The sequence below is a fragment of the Verrucomicrobiota bacterium genome (genome assembly GCA_037139415.1).
GTDB lineage: Bacteria > Verrucomicrobiota > Verrucomicrobiia > Limisphaerales > Fontisphaeraceae > JBAXGN01.
In genome coordinates, this window is the sequence record JBAXGN010000065.1 from 18,043 (window position 1) to 36,943 (window position 18,901).

General features: G+C 57.5%; 16 protein-coding genes. 11 read left to right on the forward strand and 5 right to left on the reverse strand.

Annotated elements, in window-relative coordinates; all coding sequences use genetic code 11:
• The first annotated feature begins 33 nt into the window (after positions 1 to 33).
• From WCO56_13060 to WCO56_13070, 3 genes are all read left to right on the forward strand, one after another.
• Positions 34 to 1,149, forward strand: a complete 1,116-nt coding sequence (locus WCO56_13060) for a glycoside hydrolase family 43 protein (GenBank protein MEI7730499.1) — start codon at positions 34 to 36, stop codon at positions 1,147 to 1,149.
• Between the two features lie 207 nt (positions 1,150 to 1,356).
• Positions 1,357 to 3,057, forward strand: coding sequence for a sensor histidine kinase (locus tag WCO56_13065; GenBank protein ID MEI7730500.1), 1,701 nt, complete (start codon positions 1,357 to 1,359; stop codon positions 3,055 to 3,057).
• Entirely contained in the window at positions 3,054 to 3,716 is a 663-nt protein-coding gene (locus WCO56_13070; GenBank protein MEI7730501.1) for a response regulator transcription factor, read from the forward strand. Before WCO56_13065 ends, WCO56_13070 begins: the two co-directional genes overlap by 4 nt.
• 3 nt (positions 3,717 to 3,719) lie before the next feature.
• On the opposite strand, the gene WCO56_13075 is transcribed toward WCO56_13070, so the two are convergent.
• Positions 3,720 to 4,049 (reverse strand): hypothetical protein, encoded by a 330-nt coding sequence (locus WCO56_13075; protein MEI7730502.1) that lies wholly within the window; start codon positions 4,047 to 4,049, stop codon positions 3,720 to 3,722.
• A 168-nt stretch (positions 4,050 to 4,217) separates the two neighbouring features.
• On the opposite strand from WCO56_13075, the gene WCO56_13080 reads away from it, so the two are divergent.
• Positions 4,218 to 4,937 (forward strand): Bax inhibitor-1/YccA family protein, encoded by a 720-nt coding sequence (locus WCO56_13080; protein ID MEI7730503.1) that lies wholly within the window; start codon positions 4,218 to 4,220, stop codon positions 4,935 to 4,937.
• A gap of 178 nt (positions 4,938 to 5,115) precedes the next feature.
• On the opposite strand, the gene WCO56_13085 is transcribed toward WCO56_13080, so the two are convergent.
• Both WCO56_13085 and WCO56_13090 read right to left on the reverse strand, forming a co-directional pair.
• Positions 5,116 to 5,502, reverse strand: coding sequence for a hypothetical protein (locus WCO56_13085; GenBank protein MEI7730504.1), 387 nt, complete (start codon positions 5,500 to 5,502; stop codon positions 5,116 to 5,118).
• Positions 5,503 to 6,255: 753 nt separating this feature from the next.
• A complete protein-coding gene (locus WCO56_13090) occupies positions 6,256 to 6,567 on the reverse strand; it encodes a hypothetical protein (protein ID MEI7730505.1) in 312 nt (103 codons plus the stop codon).
• Between the two features lie 718 nt (positions 6,568 to 7,285).
• Here WCO56_13090 and WCO56_13095 point away from each other — a divergent pair.
• The 5 genes from WCO56_13095 to WCO56_13115 all read left to right on the forward strand — a co-directional run bounded on the left by WCO56_13095 (position 7,286) and on the right by WCO56_13115 (position 13,220).
• A complete protein-coding gene (locus WCO56_13095; GenBank protein MEI7730506.1) occupies positions 7,286 to 7,564 on the forward strand; it encodes a hypothetical protein in 279 nt (92 codons plus the stop codon).
• 838 nt (positions 7,565 to 8,402) lie between these two features.
• Positions 8,403 to 9,434 carry an FAD:protein FMN transferase gene (locus WCO56_13100; protein ID MEI7730507.1) on the forward strand — a complete coding sequence of 344 codons (1,032 nt, stop codon included), beginning with the start codon at positions 8,403 to 8,405 and terminating at the stop codon, positions 9,432 to 9,434.
• A gap of 10 nt (positions 9,435 to 9,444) precedes the next feature.
• On the forward strand, positions 9,445 to 10,257 hold the full coding sequence (locus tag WCO56_13105; GenBank protein ID MEI7730508.1) for an SDR family oxidoreductase: 813 nt from the start codon (positions 9,445 to 9,447) through the stop codon (positions 10,255 to 10,257).
• Entirely contained in the window at positions 10,254 to 10,607 is a 354-nt protein-coding gene (locus WCO56_13110) for a hypothetical protein (protein ID MEI7730509.1), read from the forward strand. Before WCO56_13105 ends, WCO56_13110 begins: the two co-directional genes overlap by 4 nt.
• 66 nt (positions 10,608 to 10,673) lie before the next feature.
• Positions 10,674 to 13,220 carry a BatD family protein gene (locus tag WCO56_13115; GenBank protein ID MEI7730510.1) on the forward strand — a complete coding sequence of 849 codons (2,547 nt, stop codon included), beginning with the start codon at positions 10,674 to 10,676 and terminating at the stop codon, positions 13,218 to 13,220.
• A gap of 302 nt (positions 13,221 to 13,522) precedes the next feature.
• Here the strand turns inward: WCO56_13115 and WCO56_13120 are convergent, their stop codons facing one another.
• Together WCO56_13120 and WCO56_13125 are read right to left on the reverse strand one after the other, a co-directional pair.
• Entirely contained in the window at positions 13,523 to 13,999 is a 477-nt protein-coding gene (locus WCO56_13120) for a hydrolase (protein ID MEI7730511.1), read from the reverse strand.
• Positions 14,000 to 14,243: 244 nt separating this feature from the next.
• Positions 14,244 to 15,029 (reverse strand): SDR family NAD(P)-dependent oxidoreductase, encoded by a 786-nt coding sequence (locus tag WCO56_13125; protein ID MEI7730512.1) that lies wholly within the window; start codon positions 15,027 to 15,029, stop codon positions 14,244 to 14,246.
• Between the two features lie 182 nt (positions 15,030 to 15,211).
• On the opposite strand from WCO56_13125, the gene WCO56_13130 reads away from it, so the two are divergent.
• Both WCO56_13130 and WCO56_13135 read left to right on the forward strand, forming a co-directional pair.
• A complete protein-coding gene (locus tag WCO56_13130) occupies positions 15,212 to 17,665 on the forward strand; it encodes an alpha-L-arabinofuranosidase C-terminal domain-containing protein (protein ID MEI7730513.1) in 2,454 nt (817 codons plus the stop codon).
• A 65-nt stretch (positions 17,666 to 17,730) separates the two neighbouring features.
• Entirely contained in the window at positions 17,731 to 18,765 is a 1,035-nt protein-coding gene (locus WCO56_13135) for a uroporphyrinogen decarboxylase family protein (GenBank protein MEI7730514.1), read from the forward strand.
• Positions 18,766 to 18,901 lie beyond the last annotated feature (136 nt).

The following is an 18,901-nucleotide window of genomic DNA, read 5'->3' on the forward strand; positions in this document are numbered from 1 at the left end:
CACGTTTCTTGATTCCAAACCCCGTTCATATCCATGAAGATCTACAGAACTCCAAGACTTGCCATCGTTCCTTGCATCGCCTTGCTGCTGGCCGCACTGACTGGGCTGCGTGCTGCCGAACTGGATCGATCCTCCACCAAGCAATCGGCGTTTCAGCCGGGCGAGGTCTGGCTCGACACCGCAGGCAAGCCCATCAACGCCCACGGAGGCGGGATGCTATTCCACGACGGCACTTACTACTGGTATGGCGAGAACAAGGACGGCCGAACCTGGCTGCCTGAATCCACGAAAGCGTGGGACGGGTATCGCGTCGATGTCACGGGCGTTCGCTGCTATTCGTCGCGCGACCTGTTCAACTGGCAGGACGAGGGCTTGGTGCTGAAGGCCGTGCCGGGTGATCCGTCCCTCGATCTGCATCCCTCGAAAGTCTGCGAGCGCCCCAAGGTCGTCTTCAATGCCCGCACCAGGAAGTTCGTCATGTGGATGCACATCGACAGCGAGGACTACCAGGCCGCGCGCGCGGGCGTGGCGGTTGCCGACCAGCCCACCGGGCCGTTCACTTACCTGGAGAGCGTTCGCCCGGAGGGTCAGGACAGCCGGGACCAAACCCTGTTCCTCGACGAGGACGGCAAGGCGTACCGCGTCTATTCCTCCGAGAACAACGACACCACATATATCTCGCTGTTGACGGACGATTACCTCAAGCACAGCGGCAAGTTCGCCCGCGTCTTCGAGAAACGACGCATGGAAGCTCAGGTCCTCTTCAAGCACGCCGGCAAATACTGGTTCATGGCCTCCGGATGCACGGGCTGGGACCCGAATCCAGCGCGGTCCGCCGTGGCGAACTCCATCTGGGGGCCGTGGACGGAACTGGGGAATCCCTGTCGCGGCCAGAATGCCGACCAGACCTTCGGTGGCCAAAGCACGTTTGTATTTCCAGTGGCTGGCAAGGAGAACGCATTCATCTTCATGGCCGACCGCTGGAACAAGACCAACCTCGTGGATTCGCGCTACCTTTGGCTGCCGCTCCAATGCCAGGCCAGCAAGCCTGTCGTGCCGTGGGTGCAGCGATGGGACCTGTCCATCTTCGCGCGCGGGACCGTTCCCCCTGAGCCGGCCCGGCCGACTCTACATTCGCGCCAAGAATAAGGTGCTGTGCTACGACATCAGGCAGATCGAAGCTCGGAAAGTCCATCAGTGAAACCAAGACCATGCTGGGGCCAACTTCCCGCTGGACGTCATGTCACAGAAATAGTGACAGGACCATGACGGTTGAACGTTGTCGGCTCCTCCGGAAGTTGGTACCCTCGGTGCCGCAAACGACGCGCTGTGATGCGAAACGCACCTTACAGAACAATGATGACTTCGGGCCTGCTGGCCTGCGGTCTCTTATTGTTCAGCCAGGGCGCTTCGGCTGACATCCGGATAACACAGATCGAGACCGATGGCCAAATGCGGGACCTTTCGGCGAGGGATAGCCGGAGTTCCGCGCCGCTACCCATCCACGCCACCGCCCGCTCAGTGCGCTTTCACTTCACGGAGGGAGACAGCAACGGCAAACCCACGGCGCGCCTGCGCTACAAGCTGGAAGGCTACGACGACACCTGGCAGGACCTCCCGATAAAGATGCGGGCAATCATCTACTTCCGGGACCGTCAAGGCCAGGTGGTGGGCAGCAGCGAGTTTTACCTGACTGGCGAAACGCCTGGGTGGCGGGGAAGCATCGAAACCTCGGATTTCTCAGCCCGGCGTGAAACCGCCACCGCGCCTGAACGGACCGCCTCGGCTCGAATCTCGTTTTTGTCCCATGGCGGCGACGCGGGCATGGGGGAGTTTGGCGTGGATGCCGTTCATGTCCTGGTCGAGCATGGGGCAGATAAACAACCTAAAGTTTTTGATTTGAGCATTACCAAGGGAACCGAGCTGTCGCATCCGCTCGGCTCCCCAGCCAATTGGATTCGCGAAGGCTCACGCGCGGAGCTGGCCCAAGTGCTGACGCGGCCCACGCCCATCCCCCACCCCATCCTGGCCATCCACGACGATGATCCTTCCTTTTTTGGCAACTGGGCCACGAGCGCATTCATCCCGGTGGTACCGGGCGATCGTTTGACGCTGGAATGGCAGACCGCGCACAGCATCGGCGGCAGCGGTGCCGGGCAGGCCAATTATTCACGACTGAAACCTGGACGCTATTGGTTTCGCGTGGCCGCCGCCAAGGCGAATGGGGCATTGAGCGGTCAGGAAGTGTCGCTGCCCCTGATCGTGGTCGCCCCCCTGTATCAACGGTGGGAGTTCTGGTTGGTGATCGGAGCACTGGCGACAGCCGCGGCTGCCTGGATTGGCCGGCTGGCCGTCCAGCGAAGGATGCAGCGCCAGCTTGCCGCACTGGAACACCAGCAAGCCATGGAACGCGAACGGGCTCGCATCGCCCGTGATCTGCACGACAACATCGGCGCAGGGTTGACCGAGATCGCCATGCAAAGCGATTGGGTCCACAACGATCTCGCGCAAGGCCCGACGGCCGATACCCGGCTGCGCGTCGAGCGCATCCGTCAATCGGCGACTGAACTGGCGCGCAGCGTGGACGAGATTGTCTGGGCCATCAATCCTGCCAATGACACCGTGAAACGGTTCGTCAATTACCTGACCCAATGCACCGCGCAATTCCTGGACGCAGGCGGCCTGCGCGTGCGCTTCGACATCCCTCAGGAAATGCCGGGGACCGCCCTGGCAGGCAAAGTACGCCACTATCTGTTTCTGGCTGTCCGCGAGGCGGTGAACAACGCAGCCAAACATGCCCGGGCCGATTTAATCCGCCTGGAAGTCCGTGTCGAAAATTCCAGTCTGCGCATTGCTGTCGAGGATAACGGCTGCGGGTTCGCACCTGAACAGGCCACCGCCACTGGCACGCATGAAGGGCTGGATAACATGCGCCGGCGCATGGAAGACATCGGCGGCACATTCAAAATCACCAGCCGCCCCGGCGAGGGTACCCGTGTCGAGTTCAGCGCGCCGTTGGCAGACAAAAACGCAGAGCCGACAAGGAACTCCCCATGATCAAAGTTGCCGTAGTCGAGGATGACGCGCGCATCCGGAAAGTGGTGACCGAGGTGCTCGCCAGCGCCAGGGACTGCCAATGCGTCGGGGCCTTTGCCGACGGCGCCACGGCAATGACCAGCCTTCCGTCGCTCGCCCCGGATGTGATCCTCATGGATATCAACCTGCCGGACGTTAGCGGCGTGGAATGCGTCGCTCGAATCTCCCCGCAACTGCCCGGCGCCGAGATCATCATGCTGACTGTCTATCAGGATCCTGAGACCATCTTTCGTGCGCTGGCTGCCGGAGCGCATGGCTACCTGGTCAAGCCGGTCATGCCCGGGAAACTGCTCGAAGCGATCCGGGAAATCCGGGCCGGTGGCGTGCCGATGAGTCCGGGCATTGCGCGCGAAGTCGTGGATTTCTTCCGCCGTGAACCGAATCCACCGGCAGCCGGTGCGGCTCTGGGGGATGCCAGCCTGGGTCCGCGAGAGCACCAAGTGCTGAAATTCCTGGTGGACGGGCTAACCTATAAAGAGATTGCGGGCGAACTGGGCATCACCACCAACACCGTGGCGACCTACGTCCGGCGCATCTACGAGAAACTCCACGTGCGCAGCCGGCGCGAGATCATCGCCTACTACAAAAATGGTGGCGAAGAGCGAACAACCGGGAGTTGATGTTCACTTGGTGATTGGGCGTTCATTCCAGGCCCCGAGGTGGGGCGCGGATTTAGCGGAAACGGGATTCCCCCAATAATCCGAGCCGCCGTTGCCGGTGATCGGCACACCGGCGTTGAGCGCGGGAGAACCGATGCGCAACTTGTATCCAGCGACCGAATCCAGCCCCGCCTGTCCACTGCCGGGAGCCACCAGGAGTGGATCGGCGAGGATGCTTTTGACATCGTTGGTGACCCCCTTGTTCTTCTCCACCGTGCGCGCCCGGGTGCGCGTGGGGGCCAGCAGGGGAAAAACCGGGGGACGCTTGTTCCGCAGAATCGTCGCCCCCCTCATTTTTACGGTCTCTCGTGCAGATCATGAATTTGCGCTGGCATGATGTATTCGCTTTCATCGCACATTTTGTCACTGGTATGGAACAACAAAAAAGTTGAAATGAACGCGCGTTTAGGTTAGGGTGTCGAAGTGTTCGGTGGTTAAATGAAACAACGAAGGTAATTAACTATGACAAGTTCAAATCCTGTATTGCGTGAGTCTGTATTTAGTCCGGCAGCGGCGGATGCCAAGACGATGACCATGGATGGCGTTGTCCAAAAGACCGGGCTGTTGTTATTTCTGTGCCTGTGTACATTCCTGACGGCCTGGTTCATGCCGGCGTATCGGATGCCGTTCATTGTGGGCGGGGCGGTGGGCGGTTTGATTGTGGGGTTGGTGGGCGCGTTTGTGCCGCGCTGGTCGCCTGGGTTGGCTCCTGCGTATGCGCTGTTTGAAGGGCTGTTCCTGGGGGCCATTTCCCTGACATTTGAAAAATACTATCCGAAAATCGTGATTCAGGCGGTGGTGTTGACCTTTGGTTGCCTGGCCACGATGCTGTTTCTCTATCAGGCGCGCATCATCAAGGTCACGCAGGGGTTGCGCACGGCGGTCTTCGCCGCCACCGGGGCCATTGCGCTGGTGTACCTCATCGGGTTCGTCATGAGTTTCTTCGGCTCGGGCATTCCTTACATCCACGAATCCGGCCCCATCGGTATTTGTTTCAGCCTGTTTGTGGTTGGGCTGGCGTCGTTCAACCTCCTGTTGGACTTCGATTTCGTTGAACAGGGAGTGAATAACGGCGCGCCGAAGTATATGGAGTGGTACGCCGGGTTTTCGCTGCTCGTGACGCTGGTGTGGCTGTATCTCGAGATATTGCGCTTGCTGGCCAAGCTGCGCGGACGGGATTAGTCGCCACCTGGCTTTTAAACAATATGAAGCCCGGGCTTGAGTTCTCGCAGGGGTGCTCAAGCCCGGTTTGTTTTGCGGCTGCGGGAACAAAAAGGAAAAAGGGGTCAAAAAAGGGGTCATTCATAAAATCCATCGCAACTCAGCGACCTTTGGGCGTGGGAGGAGGAAGACGGCATGCTCACATGAGTTTGAGTTTTTCCTCGATGTAGGCGAAGGTCTCGGGACGAATACCGGCTTCGGCGTTATGCTTGGGCAAAGGTGGCCGGGGCTCTGCGTTGGAGGTTTTGGCCAGGTACTTCGTCCAGAGTTCAAAGTATTTCATCATGACGGTGGGTGATGGGGATGGTTGCATAATCAAGTCCAGGAGGCGGAGTTTCAGGTGGTCGAGAAACAGGGTGTCAAAGTCCTGCGGCAGGGGCTTGGCGCGCAGGAGGTTGAGGGTGGATTCGGCGCGGTTGCGGAGGGTGGCCAGCCGGGCGAGGCTGGAATGCGCGGTGTTGGCGGTAGTCCGGTGGAGGACGCGAACGATGCGGCGGACATGGCGGCGAATGGTGGAGCGGAGCATGGGAAAGTAGAAAGTAGAAAGGCTGAAGTGATCAGTTAGCAGTGGATTTCAAATTGCAGGGTGGGAGCTATGGGAGGAATGGGATTGATGGGTGGAAAACCAAGCATTGCAAATTGGGGGGAACAGCCAAGGGAATTTGAACCGCCAAACACGCAAACCACGCGAAAGGGGGGGAACAAGATTGACCGGATTGACCGGATTGACCGGATTGATTTGGGCCGAAGCGCGAAATCCGAAGGAAGGCCGAAGGGCGAAAGCGGAATTGTTATGTTTTTGTGATGAAAACGATTTTTTATCACAAAATGTTATAAAATTGTGATGAAATGAAATTTTTATCACAAGAGTATAAATCCGAAGACGGAACCCGGAAAACTTTTGCAGAGAAATGAAGACAGGATGGGCAGGATGAACAGGATGGAACACGGACGAAGGCCGAACATGGCAAAAATTATGACCAGAAGGTGCCAAGTCCGAAGGACGAAGCCGACTTTTGCAGAAAAATTTATTGGAAAAAAAATGGCAGGTGAAAGATTGCCGAGCAGACGATAGAAGCTTGGAGTTAGAAGCCAGCATACGCAACGCCGTCGCACACGAATCAAACCGAAGATGATTCGCGAGGGGTCGCGGCATTGGCGGGCAGATAATACGCATGTCATTCATGGGCGTCATGGTAGCAGGGTCTGCGCAAAGGCGGTTGCCGCCGGGAGGGAAAAATGAAAAGGACAAAAGGACCAGATTGTATATAAGTAATTCTTAAAAACAACCAATAGTATAGTTCGTTCTCTGCTTGACATTAAGCGTTGAATCCGCTTCTCTGTCGCCATGTTGAGCCAATCCAGAGGCCAGTTTCCAGGGGCCATTTGCCATGGTATTCGCTGCGGGGATCGCGGCAGGATTTTTACTTGGATGCTGCGGCATGGCATAATTTGTCGGGATCAATTCAAAAGGCGGTATAGTGCAAAACAGGAAAAATGATGGTCCGAATTCGAAAACGGAGTCAACTTGCTCCAATAATATGAATTCCGCTCTAAAAATAATTAGCGATGAAATACGAGGCTCGGACATCTGCAGTGCACGTTCTGCAACTGTTAGAGCAACGCTTGTCCTAGAGCACGATGCCCGTGGCCATTGGGACAGTGCGATGACTGCGGGATTTCCACAGTCCAGTCTCTATGATCAAGTTTTCACAGATGCAGATATAGCCGACTTTATTCATGAGCTTGCAAGCCTCTCCCAGGATGACTCGGTACCCCACGAGTTAAGGAACAGCACAATATCTGCGTTGTGTGCTTCAAATCGGTTGGAGACGTTTACCTGTTTTGTCCGCTTGCTCAAGCATTCGGATAATTTCAGGACTCTATGCGAAACAACGGATATCCTTTTTAGCATCGCCTTCTTTCGTGATGACAAAGCATTTTTCCTCCAGAGAGCGGAAGAACTTAGAGGTATAGTGAACCAGTTGAAATGCACCGAATTCACGGATGAGATGGCCAAGATAGCCAAACAACGACTCTTCACGAATTTAGCTGATTAAAATTTGCAACGATGAACCAGGCAAGCCTATATGCAATAGTCGGATCAGTCAGAGCCGTTTGTGTATTGCTTGTTCTATGCTTTATGAACTTTGGATGCAGTCCAAGAGTGAATCGCGCGACAAAGTATGGTGTCGACGCCAATACGATGCGGGAGCAGGTTGGACTACCCCTTTTGCCACGCAATTGGGTTCTCTGGAGGATCCCAGCGAAGGGTTTTGACATGGTCCAATCCGGAAGGAAGAGCACTGTTGGCGAAAGGCCAGCCGGCGCATGCTTCAAAGGAAGTGGAAGTCGTTGGAGACAAGATCATTTCTGAGACGGATACTTATTGGAGTGGCAAAATGGTTACGGCGGACGGACAAAAAATCGAGGAAGCAATGGTTGTCACCTACTCGTTCGATTTGGCGAAACAGGAAAAATCGCCTTGGTCGTGTTTTATACCGTGCGGTGGTGGCACTTACAGTAAAGCCCAGGCCGATAAAAAATTGCAAGAATGGGGAATCCCGTCTGATAAACGCACGCGCTGACCCTTCACGCCAACATGAATCAGATGAACATCAATCATACCATCCTGCACGCCCAGACGAACCAGTACCACGTTTTCAGCCTTAATGGCAATCCGGTGCGGCTGCGCACCCAATCAGTCGGCAACCAATAGCAGGCAGAATGCCAACAATTTGCGTGACGCAAAAGGCGCCGTAAAAGTGCGTGAAAGTCAGCTTCTTAAAGTTCGAGGCCTTGCAAAAATGCAGGTGCTCCCTCTCATATATTCATCCGAACGTCCCAACACAAGGGCCACCCACATCCAGTGCTGCCCAGGTCAACCTCGGGAATTTCGGTTGCTGTCACCAACCAAGTCCCTGCTAACCGAGTTAGGTCCGCGACTGCTTTCCGCGATGTCGGGGAAAACCCTGATTGAGTTACGGAGGTTTGTCAAATCCTGAAGCATGGTGGCGGTGGCGGTCAACCATCGTTCATTATCCGGTTGGTTCATCCCTAATTCAGGCGGGAAAAGATAAATTTATTTCCGGGCAGGTCTTGACGGAAAGCCGTGCTGGTGGGATTTTAGACGGCGTGACTGTCACCGATACATTCAATTCATTGCAACAGTGTAGTTTCGTACCCCCTCCCCATGAACCCCCACTTTCACGAAGAGCAAAACTCTTCTCCAAAATTTCCCACGCCACCATATTTGAGACTCGTTACCTCGTCACCTACGTTTGTGGTTGGGCTTCCCCGTGCATCCCGCTTCCAGGTTCATGGGTTCAAAGAGCGAAATTCTTCTGTTCGGGGAAGTCTCACCTCAATCCTCTCCCTTGGGGAGGGGAGGTTTGTTTTGCGGCTGAGGGAAGCACGTTCAACATCTTGGTCCTCCTCATCGTCTGTCTGGGCATGACTGCCGCCGGATGGGCGGGGGAGTCGCGTCCAACCATTCAGTGGAAGGGTGAAACCATGGGGTCGTTTTATTTCGTCAAGGCGGTGGATTGCACGCTGGCACCCACGCAGTTGGAACAGGTGAAAAAGGGGATCGCGGATCGGTTGACCGAGTTGAACCGGCAGATGTCCCATTATATCGAGGATAGCGAACTTTCACGGTTTAACCGCGCGGCAGCCAACCAACCGTTCAAAGTGTCTGCCGAGTTTGCGCAGGTGATGCGTCTCTCGCTGGAGATCAACCGGCAATCCGACGGTTTCTTTGATCCCGCGTTGGGGGCACTGATCAACCTGTGGGGATTCGGCCCCAAAGGTGGTCGGCACGAACCGCCGCCGGATACGGAAATCCAACAAGCCATGCAACGGGTCGGAGCCCAACACGTCAAGGTCACTCCAGATGACGAGTTGGTTAAGGATATCGCCGGGTTGCAGTTGGACCTGGGCGCAATCACCAAGGGGTTTGGGGTGGATGCCATGGCTGGCATTCTCCTGGCCAATAACGTGAGTAATTTTTACGCCGCGATCAGCGGGGAAGTGTATGTGCATGGGTACGGGCCCAGCGGTGGCCCGTGGCGGATCGGGATTGATGTGCCGGAATTCGACGCGCTGCCGGGGGAAGCCATCAGCATGGTGGTGCCGTTGTCCAATCTGGCCATTTCCACTTCCGGTAATTACCGCAAGTATTTTCGCGATCATACGAACAAGGTGTATGCGCATATCCTGAACCCACGCACCGGACGCCCGCTGACTCATTCGCTGGCGAGTGTCTCGATTGTCGCGACGAATTGCGCGTTGGCGGATGCGCTGGCCACCGCCACGTATGCCCTGGGACCGGAACGCGGCCTGACCTTCATCGAAAACCAGCCCGAGGTATCCGCGTATTTCATCGTGCGCAACGCGGATGGCACGTTCCGGCAGTTCGCCAGCCGGCGGTTTCCCAAAAGCGCGCCGCCCGCAAAATGAGGATAACCACATGAATGACCAACCACGCACCAAACCCGGAACCGCCCTGATCACGGGCGCGTCCAGCGGCTTGGGGGAGTTCTACGCGCGCCACTTGGCCGCGCGAGGATATAACCTGATTCTCGTGGCCCGGCGGGAAACACTGCTGCAAACCGTGGCCGGAGATCTTCGCCAAAAGCATGGTGTCACCGCCGAGGTCTTGGCGGCGGACTTGGCGACAGAACCGGGGATTGCCCTGGTGGTCAAACGCATTCAGGACTGTCAGGATTTGACGTTATTGATCAATAACGCCGGCTTTGGGTCGGGTGGCGTGTTTCACCAGATTGACATCACCAAGCAGTTGAACATGATCCAGGTGCATGTGGTCGCAACCGCCCGGTTGACGCGGGCCGCGTTGCCGCAAATGGTGGAACGCCGTCAGGGAGGCATCATTAATGTTGCTTCCGTTGCCGGGTTTGCCTGCATCCCCACGAGCGCCATGTATGGCTCGACCAAGGCGTGGATGATCGCGTTTTCCCGGACCATCGCGGAGGAGTTGCGGCCGACGGGCGTTCGGGTGCAGGCGCTTTGCCCCGGTTTTACCCATACCGGCTTTCACGATACCCCGGAGTACAAGAACTTTGACCGCTCAGTCATCCCAGGCATGCTGTGGATGACCTCAGATGAAGTCGTGGCGATCTCGTTGAAGGCGTTGACGCGGGATCAGGTGGTTGTCATTCCCGGCCTGATCAATAAGATCATGGTGGCGGCGTTGCGGTTGCCGCCCATCGCCATGTTGGCGCGGTATTACGGGCGGAAGCGCTGGCACAGAGACCGGAAATGATGGACCAGCCGACATCCTTCCCGACTCAGGGGGGCGCACGGCTTTCCCGCCAGGCGGCGGCCAGCCTGCTTTTGGCGTGCCTCACCACCTGGCTGGAATACCAACCGTTCATACTGGGTGAACGGTTGGCCGGGAGTCCGGGCGCGTTCAGGGTGATGCTGCTCCTGTCGTTTGTTGGCTTTTTTGGTTCCGTCGGGCCGCTGATGCTTGGGATTCTGGCCTTTGGCACGGTCCACAAGGCAGAAGGACGGCTGACGGGAATGGCGCTGGCCCTCGCCGCGATTGGCTTGGTGTTCGTTGCGGGAGTGGGCTTTCCGTGGATGCTTTACCTCTCCCAACCGGCCCAATGAGGTTTTCCAATGAACAAGTGCGGGCTTGCACTGTCCAAAACGGCGTACAAGAATAGGGTTTATTACATGTCTGACACTGAGGGACATAGCAAGGGATGGACGGGCAGGGGAACGGCCGGGTGGAATCGCGGATTCCGCCGGCTGATGCTATGGCTCTGCCTGCAAGGGATGGCGCTATTGGCCGCGCCCGTGACCATGAATCTGGAGCGGGACACCGTGCCGCCCGGGCAATCCACCACGCTGCAGATCATCTTTGAGAATTGCCGTCCCGATGCCGATCCGACGATCCCGAGCGTTCCCAATCTGACCATTCAATTCGGTGGCACCTCCTCGCAGATCAACATGGTGAACGGCCAAGTTTCGCAACTGCTTACCTACTCCTATGTGATCACGCCGCTGAAGGAGGGCGAGTATCAGGTGCCCAGCTTTGTGCTGCGCGTCGGCGGGCAGGCCATGGGCACCCAGCCGTTGAAATTGCACGCCACCAAAAATGGGCAGCCGGATATTTCGAAAGTTGTTTTCCTGAAATGGGAAATTCCCCGCACCAACCTCTACGTGGGCGAAACCTTGCCGGTGGAGCTGCGCTTGTACGTCCAGCAAATGAACGGCGGCGAACCGCCCCAGTACGAAATGAACGGGCTGACGGTGGGCAAGCTGGGTCAACCGCAGCAAGGCCGGGTGCAGTACGATGGCCGCGTGTATCAAGTGCTGGCCTTCAGGACGTACTTGATGGCCAGCCGCCCGGGGCCGCTGACGCTTGGCCCCACCACCATGCGGGTGAATATTCCCAAACCGGGCGCACCCCGGCGGCGCGCCAACTGGCCGTTTGATGACGCCTTCTTTGGCGGCGGCGTGGAATACCAGACCGTGGCCGTGCAGGCGGATGCCATTGCGCTGAACGGCAAGTCCGTGCCCACCACCAATCAGCCGCCCAATTTTTCCGGTGCCATCGGCCTCTTTAACGTGGCCGTCAGCGCCGGGCCCACCAATATCGCGGTCGGTGATCCGGTTACGCTCAAGGTGGAAGTCACCGGCAACGCCTTCCTGGATACCATCACGCTGCCCTCGATCGATAGCTGGAAGGAGTTCAAAATCTACCCGCCCACCAGCAAGGTGGAGAATGCGGATGCCCAGGGTTTGGGTGGTCGCAAATTCTTTGAGCAAGTGGTGGTCCCGCAAAGCACGGAGCTAAAGGAATTGCCCGTGTTCCAGTTCAGCTTTTTCGACCCGGAGAGCCAGACCTTCCGCACCGCCTTGGGACCGCGCATTCCATTGATTGTGCGCCCCTCGGCCACCGCGCAACCGATGGTGATGGCCGAGACGGCCACTAACACCGTGGACATCCTGCCCATCAAACCGCAACTCGGCGCCTTGGCACCCATCCAACCTCCGCTGGTGTTCCGCCCTTGGTTCCTGGGCTTGCAGACTTTGCCGGTTCTGGCCTGGCTGGGCTTCTGGTTGCGCCGTCGGCAATTGGATAACCTGGCCAACAACCCGCGCCTGCGCCGCCGCCTCGAAGTCAACAAGATCATCACGGCGGGGCTGGCGCAGTTGCCGACCTTGGCAGAACAGAAGAAATCTGAGGACTTCTTCGCCCTGGTCTTCCGGCTGTTGCAGGAACGGTTGGGCGAGCGGCTCGACCTGCCCGCCAGCGCCATCACCGAGGCCGTGATCGAGGAACGCTTGCGTCCGCTGGGGCTGCCGCCCGAATTGCTCAAAGAATTGGAGACGATCTTCCAGACCTGCAACCAGGCCCGATACGCCCCCTTGCGTTCCGCGCATGAATATCAGGCAGTCGTCACCACCTTGGCCAAGGCGCTGACCGACATCGAATCCGCCCTGGCTCCCGCCAACGGTAAGCCCCCAACCTTGGCGCTGCTGCTGCTCGCCCTGCTGCCCGCCGTCTCGGCTGGCGCGGCGGATGCCCGTAGCGAATTCGATGCCGCCAACAAACTCTACGAACAGGGCCGCTACAGCGCGGCGGTCTCCGCCTATCGCAACCTGCTGACCAACGGCCAGGCCGCTCCGGCGCTCTACTTCAACCTTGGCAACGCCGCCTACAAGGCCGGCCAAACCGGGCGCGCCATTGAGGCCTATCGCCAAGCCGAACTGCTTGACCCGCGCGACCCGGACATCCGCGGCAACCTCCTTTTTGTGCGCAAAGCCGTCACCGGCAAGGAAGATGCCGGCCCCAAGGGCGTCACCGCGCTGCTCCAGCGCCTGACCCTGAACGAGTGGGCCATCCTCGTGATGATTCCATTCTGGGTGTGGGTTGGCCTCCTTGCGGCGCAACAGGCAATGCCCCAATGGCGACGGCAAGTGCGATCCTATACCCTCGGCAGCGGACTGCTCTTCCTCGCCGCGCTCGCGGGACTGCTCGTCGCAACGTCCGCCCAACGCGAGGACAACGACGCCATCGTGATGGGGCGCGACGTTCAGGCCCGGCAGGGCCCCTTTGAAGAATCCAAGGCCGCCTTCGCCCTGCCGGACGGCTCGGAAGTCACCATCACCGGCACCAAGGACAACTGGTTGAACGTGCGCGATGTGGCGCAACGCGCCGGCTGGATCAAGCAGGAACAAGCGATCCGGTTTAAATCGCTGAGCGCCAAGTAATACCATTTTCATCATGCAATTGCACTATTACCAATCAGCGAGTGGTTGTGTAATTAAAGGTATGCCGACTGGGAAGTCGGCGACACAGCAGGTTTGGAAACCTGCGCTACGATGACAAGGCATAAGCCTGAACGGTTTGAATGATGCAGTTACAAACTGGAAATGGTATAAGCCGCGCGGGCTGGCCTATCACGCTGAAGTTTTCAGCGTAACAACACTGCCCCAACCTCGTTAGGCGAATACTGCCCGCCTCGCCCAGTGGCTGGTGATTCCCCAGCGAACAAGTGCTTGGACACCCTTGGTCAAACTCGGGCAAAAATAACCACGTAGTTCTTGCCGTGCTGTTTCGCGCATTTCGGGCAAGTCGTATAAAAGAAATATAGTTTTTGAAGGTTTTTCCCTTTGCTCTTCACGAAGGACTTCATTTCCTCGATCCAATTCCTCATGTTCCGATACGGGCCTTCAAACACTTTGGTGAGGTAGGTTCCTGACAATGTGGTGGTCTGTGCTCCCGGGATATCCTTCGTGATCGCGATATACACCTCCGCGCCCCAGAGCGATTTCTCATCCGACAAGACAATCATCTCGTCCGGAGTGGCCCCGGCGGCTTCGATGATCGCCATGCTCTGCTTCATCACGGACCCGAAGTTCAGGGGAATGTGGAGGAAGCTGCGCACGCGGGCTTGCAGAAACGGTTTCTTATCCCAAGTGATCACCCGGCCCTCCCACGGGCGGGGATCAAACTTGGGGCAGCATTCAATGTCGTGGGGTGTGTTCATGGGATTCCTCCGTATGTTTATTCCAAATCGCTATCAAGATGAGACTAATTCGCTGGTCTTTTGAGCTGCTGGCTTCGTTGCTCGCTCGTTACAGACCGCTACGGGTATGCGCCTCGCTCGCGTCTCGCCAGCCGCCCAAAATCCTGCGCGCCTTAGTCTCATCTTGAAAGCTCATTGGAATTATCGGTTAACCTATTGTCTTAAACTCAGGTTTCAGACATAAATCGGGTTTTGTGCCAGTCAATCACGATGTTGGCTTGCGGCGATGCACTTTGTGGATGGCCGCTTGGTCGGTGCATTTGATCAGGAGTTCATCTACGCAGACGTGGGGCGGACGGCTGGCCACCCACACCAGGGTCTCGGCAATGTCGTCGCCCGTCAGGGGTTCCGTGCCTTCATAGACTTTCCGTGAGCGCTCGGCATCGCCGCTAAAACGGACCATTGAGAACTCTGTTTCCGCGAAGCCGGGGTCCACTGTGCATACCCGGATGCCGGTGCCGCAGAGTTCGAGCCGCAGGGCACGCGTAATCTGAAGTTCACCGGCTTTGACTGCGCAATAGACCGAGCCGCCTTCGTATGCCACGCGCCCGGCGATGGACCCGATGTTGATGATGCTGCTGCCGGGGTTGTTCTGCATCAAGGGCAGCGCGGCGCGGGTCATGCGTACAACCCCCAGCAGGTTGGATTGCACCATGAACTCCCAATCCGTGTCTTTGCCCTCGGCCACGGTGTCCAATCCCTTGGCGCCGCCGGCGTTGTTGATGAGCACATCCAGACGAGGGGTGAGCGTTTTCACCCAGGCAAGGAAGGCGTTGACGCTGGTTGTATTGGTCACATCCAGCGGATGGCAATGCGCGGCTGGCGCTCCGCACTGTCGCGCTTCCACCGCAACGTGTTCGAGCCGGTCAAGTCGCCGGGCACCCAGCAAAAGCCGCGCGCCCGCAGTTCCAAAGGCCCGGGCGGCTGCCGCGCCGAATCCGCTGGAGGCGCCGGTGATGAGAATCCATTTATTTGCCAATGAATATGCCATACACCAGAGTGTATAGCGCGTCGGGCGGAAAAAGCCAAGCCTTGGATTTCAAATTTCGGACCGCAGAATGCGGATTGCGAAAATTGGATTGGAAATTTTGTGGTCGCATGGATATGTGACTTTACCCGCTGCGTCTGGAACGATAGGATGAGCAGTGTAACGTAACGACAACACATATTAATATGAAACGGTTTGCACTGACGCTCGCGATGTCCCTTGGCACCATGGCGACCCTGAACGCCGCTCCGGGGGCCATCACCATTGACGCCTCCAAACCCGGTTTGGCCATCAGCCCCTTGCTGTATGGCATCTTTTTCGAAGAGATCAACCGGGCGGGCGACGGCGGCATCTACGCCGAGATGGTGCAGAACCGCTCCTTTGAAGACGCCTCGATCCCGCTCGCTTGGTCGTTGGTGAAAGACGGCGGGGCGGAACTCACCATGGCCCTCGATCAATCGCAGCCGATCCATGCCAACAACCAGACCAGCTTGCGCTTGGAAATCGCCAAGGCTGGCACGCGGGCCGGTGTGGCCAACTTCGGATTCAAGGGCGCGCCCTATCGGCAGGATACCAATACTGCGGCGTGGATGTCCAAGTTCGAGGAGGGCGTGCAGAATTCCGCCACCGGCATTGCCGTCAAGCAGGGCGCGGAGTATCTCTGCTCGCTTCATGCGCGCGGCGGCAACGGCTTTGCCGGCACGTTGACCGTCAGCTTGGAAAAGCTGGATGGCACAGTGCTCGCCTCGCAAGTCATCCATGGCATTGGCGTAGCTTGGAAGAAGTTTGATTGCCGGCTTTCATCCACTGGCACCGATAGCAATGCGCGGCTGGTAGTGGCAACCACGTCACCGGGAACCTTGTGGCTCGATGTAGTGTCGCTGTTTCCCAAGGACACTTGGCAAGGCCACGGCATGCGCAGCGACCTGATGCAAATGCTGGCCAACATGAAGCCTGGGTTTGTGCGGTTCCCGGGCGGCTGCTGGGTGGAAGGCGACCAGATGAAAAACGCCTATCGCTGGAAAGAAACCATTGGTGATATTGCCACCCGACGCAGCCTCTGGAATCGTTGGGGCTATTGTTCCATGCACGGCCTTGGGTTCCATGAATATTTTCAATTATGCGAAGACTTGGGCGCAGAGCCGCTATTCGTCATCAATTGCGGCATGGCGCACAAGGACAACATCCCCATGGATCAGATGCAGGAGTTTGTGCAAGACGCTCTGGATGCCATTGAATATGCCAATGGTCCGGCGGACAGCCCTTGGGGCAAGCGTCGCGCCGAGGCCGGACATCCTGCGCCGTTTAATCTGAAGTACCTGGAAATCGGGAACGAAAATGGCGGTCCGGCGTATGTGGAGCGCTACGCCCTGTTCCATGATGCCATCAAAAAGCGTTACCCGGAGATGCATCTGATTGTGGATTATCGTCCCACCGGCACGCGGCCACCGGAGATTGTGGATGAACATTATTACAACACCCCTGAATTCTTCATGAACAATGCGACCAAATACGATAAGTATGATCGGAGCGCCCATAAGGTGTATGTCGGCGAATACGCGGTGACGCGCGGGGCAGGGCGGGGCAACCTCATTGCGGCCCTAGGCGAAGCCGCGTTCATGACCGGTATGGAGCGCAACGGGGACGTGGTGGTCATGGCTTCGTACGCGCCGCTGTTTGAACGCCTGGGCTGGAAAGGTTGGAATCCCAACGCCATCCTGTTTGATGCCGTCAAGTGTTACGGTACGCCGGCATATCATGTGCAGGCGCTGTTCGGTAATCACCGGGCGGACTTGGTGCTGCCCACGGAGGTGGATTCGCCCCTGATGGATGCGCCGTCGCTTGGCGGCATGGTGGGGGTGGGCACCTGGAATACCCAGGCCGAGTTCAAGGATCTGAAGGTCGCGCAAGAAGATGGCACGGTGCTGTTTGAATCGGATTTTTCCAGGAATGCCAAAGGCATGAAACTGAAGGGCGACTGGTCGGTTCAGGATGGTACCCTCCGTTATGCGGGGCAGGGCACCGAGGCGCGCGCCACGGTCGGCAAAACCGAATGGAAAGATTACACCTTCACGCTCAAGGCTCGGAAGCTCAGTGGTGCGGAGGGGTTTCTGGTCATGTTTCGTGCCCAGAATGACCGTGAAAAATCCTGGTGGAACCTTGGCGGTTGGGGCAATAAGCAGCACGGGTTGGAAATGCCGGGCATTGTGACGGAGCGTGTTCCCGGTCATATCGAAAACAATCGCTGGTACGACATTAAGATTGAGCTGAAAGGGCACCTCCTCCGTTGCTATCTGGACGGTAAACTGATTCATGAAGCCAGTTCGAAAAATCAGTTGAAAACCATGTACGCCACCTCGGGGTTTACCCGCGATGGGCGTGAGTTAATTCTCAAGGTGGTCAACACCGGCGCGCAAGCGATTACGGCGCCCGTCGAAGTGCGTGGCCTCAAGGGCGCGGAAAAATCAGCGCGCGGTTGGGTCTTGACCTCGGGTGATCCCAAGGATGAGAATTCGCTGGAAGAGCCCGCAAAAGTATCAGCCAGGGAGTTCAACCTGGATATTGTGGGAACCAGCTTTACCCACGCATTCCCGGCGTATTCCGTGACCGTGCTGCGGTTGCGCGTGGCTGGACAATAAAGACCGGTGATTTGCTGATTTTAGCGGATTTGTCGTATGACAAATAACCCTTGCACGGATCGTTTATGATCACCTCACGCGAACGCGTCCTCGCCGCTTTGCGGCATGAACAGCCGGACCGCACGCCGCGCGACTTTTGGGCGGAACCGCCCACCATGAAACGTTTGTTCGCCCACCTTGGGCATGAGGACAAGGACCGGCTCCTCGACTCACTGGGCGTGGACGTGCGGCATCTTGAAGCTCCCACGCCAACGGAGCGCGCTCTGGGTAACGGCGTGTTTCAAAATTACTGGGGTGAACGTTACATCTATAACCAGACTCCGTGGGGACCAATGCGGGAAGATACCCGGGGTACATTGGCAGATGCCCGCAGTCTTGCGGAACTGGAAGCGTTCGACTGGCCAACGCCGGATTGCCTCGACCGCTCGCGCCTCAAAGAACAGTGCCAACGCTATGAGCAACATGCGTTGCTCTACGGTTTCGCCGACATTTGGCAGCGCCCGGCGTTGGTGCGCGGTTGGGAAGACATGTTTCTGGACATGGCGGAGCGTCCGGAATGGGTTCATTTCCTCGGGCGCAAGTTCACCGATTTTTACCTGGAGGATTATACGCGCGCCGCCGAGATTACCGGTGGACGCATAGACCTTTACCTCGTCATCAGCGACTTGGGAACCCAATACGGGCCAATGATCTCGTCTGCCATGTTCCGGCAGTTTATTGCGCCCTACTTGAAAGAGATAGTGGACCGCATCCACCACTTGGGCGGACGGGCCATGTTCCATAGCTGTGGTACGGTGCGGATGTTTATTCCTGATCTCATCCAGTTGGGGGTGGATGTGCTGGACCCCATCCAGCCCACCGGCCCGGAAATGCAACCGGAGGGCCTAAAACGCGATTTCGGCGACCGTTTGACGTTTCACGGCGGGATGGATATGCAACATCTTCTGCCGCACGGCACTCCAGCACAAGTCGAAGCCGAGGCGCGCCATTACTGTGAAACACTAGGGTCCGGTGGCGGGTATATCCTCGGTCCGGCACACCTCTTCCAACCCGATGTGCCACCCGAGAATATTCTGGCGGTGTATCGTGGTGCGGCATAGTGAGGCAACTGATTCTTGCTAACCAATCGTCACTCAATACGCAGTCCTTGAGAACCAGCACAACCCGATGACGTCCGAATTGGCTAACCGAACTTTCGACACTGGGACGGGTTTTTAATAAAAATCCCTGGCGCAA